Genomic DNA, 1,417 nt, shown 5'->3' on the forward strand with positions numbered 1-1,417 from the left:
AGTGCAAAGCCAATGAAGTAAGAGCCGCCGTCGCCCAAAAACAGCTTGCCAAATGGCCAGTTGACCCAGAAGAAGCCCCACACGCAAGCAGCCAACACCAATGACACGCCAGCCAAGGTGGTGTCCCCCACCTGCCAGGCGATCATGGCGTAACCCACAAACGCCAAGGTGGACATGGTGCTGGCCAAGCCGTTGAAGCCGTCGATGATGTTGATGCTGTTGGCCACGCCCCCCACCGCAAAGGCAGTGAACACGACCGAAACCAGGGTGAAGGACAACACCCAGTCAACGCCCCAAATATCGACCCGGCTGAGCGAATAGTCGGTGATCCACCAAGCCAGCAGGCCCGACGCCATGGTGGCCAGCAGGCGCTGCATGACGCCCACGCGCTTGGTGATGTCTTCGGCCACGCCAAAGATGAAGGCGGGTAAGCCTGCAAACAGGATGGGGGTGAGCATGGCTTGCATGTCTGCGGGCGCTTTGCCCCAAGCCACGACCAGACCCAACACGATGGGGATGCCGCCCACGCGGGGTGTGGGAGCGGTGTGGAACTTTTGCACACCGTCGGTGAAGTCCATGGTCAAAGCGCCATGCCAGCGCTTGGTGATGACCATGAGCACGCATAGCGCAAAAGTGCTGGCAAAGCCCCATGCTGCGGCGTGCAGTGCGGGGGATTGGAAGACGCCTTGGAGGGCGTGGAGCGTGTTCATGTTCAGAGTCAAGCGGAGCTTTTAATCTGGCTTTTGGGGTGCTTTGTCGGACCTGAAGGCGCCGACCTACGGATGCAAGCTGTCGGGGCTGAAGGTGCCGACCTACGGGTCAGGCGGGTTTGCCCAATGCCTTGCGCCAGCTGGCTTTGAGGGCGGCCATCTTTTGGGCGGATTCACCGTCTTGGCTGGCGTTGCGCAGGGCTTGGCGGATGAATACGAAAAGGAGCAGCGCAAAGCCAGCGGCCAAGGTGGCGATTATGGCAATCAGGGCCTTCTTGGGTTTGGACTTGCGCTCTGGCGGCTGGGCGACGTCGAGCACTTGGATGACGGCGCCTTCGCGCGATTCGTCCACCTTGGCCATCTCGAACTGGCGGGCAAAGAGTTCGAACAAGGTTTCTTGGTATTTGAATTCGCGGAACTTGGCCACATAGTCGCCCTGGCCGGCTGCGGCGGCGGGTTCGTCTTTTTCTTGCTTGGCCAGTTGAGCGCGCAGGTTGGCCAGTTCGGTCATGGCTTGTTTAAAGTCAGGGGCAGTGTCGGCCAAATAGCCGCGCATGGCGCCCACTTTGACTTCTTGGGCCGTGACTTGGGCCTTGAGGCCCGCCACTGCAGCCAGTGCCGATGTGGGGTTGGATTTGAGCACGCTGCTGCTCACGCCCGTGGCGCGCAGGGCTTGTTCGGCCTCTGTGAATTTTTCTTTGACTTGG

At 60.4% G+C, this 1,417-nt stretch carries 2 protein-coding genes; both read right to left on the minus strand.

Annotated features, from left to right (window positions below):
• The coding region (locus tag Q0341_RS11995; protein WP_299513610.1) for a glycosyltransferase at window positions 1-710 on the minus strand (710 nt) is incomplete at its 3' end.
• A 109-nt stretch (window positions 711-819) separates the two neighbouring features.
• Window positions 820-1,417, minus strand: a 598-nt coding sequence (locus Q0341_RS12000; RefSeq protein WP_299513612.1) for a GNVR domain-containing protein, incomplete at its 5' end; no start/stop codon positions are given.

It is taken from the genome of uncultured Limnohabitans sp., assembly GCF_937889215.1.
GTDB lineage: Bacteria > Pseudomonadota > Gammaproteobacteria > Burkholderiales > Burkholderiaceae_C > Limnohabitans_A.